The sequence below is a fragment of the Streptomyces solincola genome, from assembly GCF_002982015.1.
Classification (GTDB): domain Bacteria; phylum Actinomycetota; class Actinomycetes; order Streptomycetales; family Streptomycetaceae; genus Streptomyces; species Streptomyces solincola.
On the sequence record NZ_PVLV01000700.1, the window covers coordinates 1 to 3,805 of the forward strand.

At 72.4% G+C, this 3,805-nt stretch carries 2 protein-coding genes and 1 pseudogene; all 3 read right to left on the reverse strand.

What is annotated here, in order from left to right; genetic code table 11:
- A pseudogene (locus C6N75_RS29475) lies at positions 1 to 435 on the reverse strand (endolytic transglycosylase MltG); the annotation flags it as partial.
- A gap of 101 nt (positions 436 to 536) precedes the next feature.
- The gene (gene ruvX, locus C6N75_RS29480; protein WP_105871892.1) at positions 537 to 1,001 is read right to left on the reverse strand and encodes a Holliday junction resolvase RuvX; all 465 of its coding nucleotides are present in this window, start codon (positions 999 to 1,001) and stop codon (positions 537 to 539) included.
- Between the two features lie 14 nt (positions 1,002 to 1,015).
- The gene (gene alaS, locus C6N75_RS29485; RefSeq protein ID WP_105871891.1) at positions 1,016 to 3,685 is read right to left on the reverse strand and encodes an alanine--tRNA ligase; all 2,670 of its coding nucleotides are present in this window, start codon (positions 3,683 to 3,685) and stop codon (positions 1,016 to 1,018) included.
- Positions 3,686 to 3,805: the final 120 nt, after the last annotated feature.

The following is a 3,805-nucleotide window of genomic DNA, read 5'->3' on the forward strand; positions in this document are numbered from 1 at the left end:
GTACGCCTCGGGGGTGCCGTAGAGGTCCGGCGCGCCCCCGGCCGCGTACGGGTCGGGGGCGGCGGCGTAGGGGTCGGCGGCCGGCGCGGGCGCGCCGTAGACCATGGGGTTCTGGCCGGTGTCCCAGGCGCCCTGGCCCTGCGGGTAGTGCTGCTGCTCGCCGTAGCCCTGCTGGTGTCCGTAGGTCTGCTGGGCGTAGCCCTGCTGGTCGGCGTACGGGTCGTGGCCGTACTGCTGGTGACCGTAGGACTGCTGTTCGGCGTAGTCCTGCTGCGACTGCTGCTGCCCGTAGGGGTCCTGGGCGGCGGCGTACGGGGGCTGGGCCTGGGCGTGCTGGTGGGGGGCCGCCTGCTGCCCTTCCCACCCCTGACTCCCGTATGCCGGGTCCTCGGGGTGCCACGGTTCGGAGCCGGGGCTCCGGCCATACTCAGTCATCGATCCCCAAACAGCCGCGAGGCGTCCGGACGATCCGCCTCTACGTCGCACAGCGGGCGTTCGAACGCCGCCGTACCGCGCGGAACGTTACCGTATCGCGATCAGATGACCACTTCGACGCTCTCCCCGGGCGGATTACCCGATACCCGTTCGGACTCAAGAGCGTTCTGGAGGATGATCACAGCGGCCGCCTGGTCGATGACGGAGCGGCCCTTCTTCAAGCTGACGCCGGAGGCGCGCAGGCCCTGGCCGGCGGTGACGGTGGTCATCCGCTCGTCGACGAGCCGGACCGGGACGGGGGCGACGCCCTGGGCCAGGGTGCGGGCGAAGGAGCGGACCTTGGCCGCGGCCGGGCCCTCGCGTCCGTTGAGGGAGCGCGGAAGCCCGACGACGATCTCCAGGGGCTCGTACTCCTCGACGAGTACCCGCAGCCGCCGGTGGGCGGCCGGGACGTCGCGTCCCGGCACGGTCTCCACCGGCGTGGCCAGGATCCCGTCGGGGTCGCACGAGGCGACCCCGATCCGGGCGTCCCCGACGTCGACCGCCAGACGGCGGCCGCGTCGCATGGGGCGGTCGTCCATCAGGCGGTCTCGGCGACGAGCCGTTCGACGGCGGCGATGGCGTCGCCGACGGCGTCCGGGTTCTGGCCGCCGCCCTGGGCGACGTCCGGCTTGCCGCCGCCGCCTCCGCCGAGGGTCTTGGCCGCGGTGCGGACCAGGTCCCCGGCCTTGAGGCCGCGCTCGCGGGCGGCCTCGTTGGTGGCGATGACGGTCAGCGGGCGGCCGCCCGCGGTGGTGAACAGGGCGACCACGGCGGGACGGCCGCCGCCGATGCGGCCGCGCACGTCGAGGACCAGCTTGCGCAGGTCGTCGGCGGTGGTGCCGTCCGGGACCTGGCCGGTGACCAGCGCGGTGCCGTGGACGTCGCGGGCGGACTCGACCAGTCCGGCGGCGGCGGCCAGCACCTTCTCGGCGCGGAACTTCTCGATCTCCTTCTCGGCGTCCCGGAGCTTGCCGAGCATGCCGGCGATCTTCTCCGGCAGCTCCTCGGAGCGGCCCTTGACCAGCTCCTGGAGCTGGGCGACGACCGTGTGCTCCTTGGCGAGGAAGTTGTAGGCGTCCACTCCGACCAGGGCCTCGATGCGGCGCACGCCGGAACCGATGGAGGACTCGCCGAGCAGTTTGACCAGGCCGAGCTGGCTGGTGTTGCCGACGTGGGTGCCGCCGCACAGCTCCTTGGAGAAGTCGCCGATGGTGACGACCCGGACCCGCTCGCCGTACTTCTCGCCGAACTCGGCGATGGCGCCCTGCTTCTTGGCCTGCTCCAGGCTCATCACCTCGGCCTGGACGTCCAGTTCGCGGGAGAGCACCTCGTTGATCTTCTGCTCGACGTCGGTGAGGACCGTGCCGGGGACGGCGGCGGGCGAGCCGAAGTCGAAGCGGAAGCGGCCCGGGGAGTTCTCCGAGCCGGCCTGGGCGGCGGTGGGGCCGAGGGCGTCGCGCAGCGCCTGGTGGGTGAGGTGGGTGGCGCTGTGGGCGCGGGCGATGGCCCGGCGGCGGCGTACGTCGACGGCGGCGTACCCGGAGGCGCCGACGGTGACCTCGCCGACCTGGACCGCGCCCTTGTGCACGGAGACGCCGGGGACCGGCTGCTGCACGTCGCGGACCTCGACGACGGCGCCGGTGTCCAGCCTGATGCGGCCGGTGTCGGCGAGCTGGCCGCCGCCCTCGGCGTAGAACGGGGTGCGGTCGAGGACGACCTCGACCTCGTCGCCCTCGGTGGCGGCGGGGGCGGGCAGGCCGTTGACGAGCAGGCCGACGACGGTGGTCTCGCCCTCCAGGACGGCGTAGCCGGTGAACTCGGTGCCGCCGGCGGTGTCGGCGATCTCCCGGTAGGCGGAGAGGTCGGCGTGGCCGGTCTTCTTGGCCTTGGCGTCGGCCTTGGCCCGCTCCCGCTGCTCCTTCATCAGGCGGCGGAAGCCGTCCTCGTCCACGGTGAGGCCCTGTTCGGCGGCCATCTCCAGGGTGAGGTCGATGGGGAAGCCCCAGGTGTCGTGGAGCAGGAACGCCTTGTCGCCGGCGAGCACGGTGCCGCCGGCGGCCTTGGTGTCGGTGACGGCGGTGTCGAGGATGTTGGTGCCGCCCTTGAGGGCCTTGAGGAAGGCGGCCTCCTCGGCGAGGGCGACGGTCTCGATGCGGCCGCGCTCGGTCATCAGCTCGGGGTACTGCTGCCCCATGGTGTCGATGACCACGTCGACGAGGTGCTGGACGACGGGGCCGGTGGCGCCCATCAGGCGCATGTTGCGGATGGCGCGGCGCATGATGCGGCGCAGCACGTAGCCGCGGCCCTCGTTGCCGGGGGTGACGCCGTCGCCGATGAGCATGACGGAGGTGCGCATGTGGTCGGCGACCACGCGCATGGAGACGTCGGTGTCGTGCTTCTCGCCGTAGCGGACGCCGGTCAGCTCGGTGGCCTTGTCCATGACGACGCGCAGGGTGTCGGTCTCGTACATGTTGCGCACGCCCTGAAGGATCATGGCGAGGCGTTCGAGGCCGAGTCCGGTGTCGATGTTCTTGGAGGGCAGGTCGCCGAGGATCGGGAAGTCCTCCTTGCCGTCGCCGGCGCCCCGCTCGAACTGCATGAAGACGAGGTTCCAGATCTCCACGTACCGCTCGTCGTTGACGGCCGGGCCGCCCTCGGGGCCGAACTCCGGCCCGCGGTCGTAGTTGATCTCGGAGCAGGGGCCGCAGGGGCCGGGGACGCCCATGGACCAGAAGTTGTCCTTCTTGCCCAGGCGCTGGATGCGCTCGGCGGGGACGCCGATCTCGTCGCGCCAGATCCGCTCGGCCTCGTCGTCGTCGAGGTAGACGGTGATCCACAGGCGCTCGGGGTCGAGGCCGTAGCCGCCCTTGTCCACGGCGGAGGTCAGCAGCTCCCAGGCGAGGGCGATGGCGCCCTGCTTGAAGTAGTCGCCGAAGGAGAAGTTGCCGCACATCTGGAAGAAGGTGCCGTGCCGGGTGGTCTTGCCCACCTCTTCGATGTCCGGGGTGCGCACGCACTTCTGCACGCTGGTGGCGCGCGGGGCGGGCGGCTTGGTCTCGCCGAGGAAGTACGGCTTGAACGGCACCATGCCGGCGTTGACCAGCAGCAGAGTCGGGTCGTCCGCGATGAGCGACGCCGAAGGGACGACGGTGTGCCCGCGCTCCTCGAAGAAGCTCAGCCAGCGGCGGCGGATCTCGGCCGACTCCATCAGTGGTCCTCATTCCGGTTGTGCGTACGGGGGTGGCGGGTGGTGCGGGTGCGCTCGGCGCGCCGGGCGGGCGGCGCCGGGGCGGCGCCCTCGACGGCCCGGGCGCGGCGGGGCGCGGGC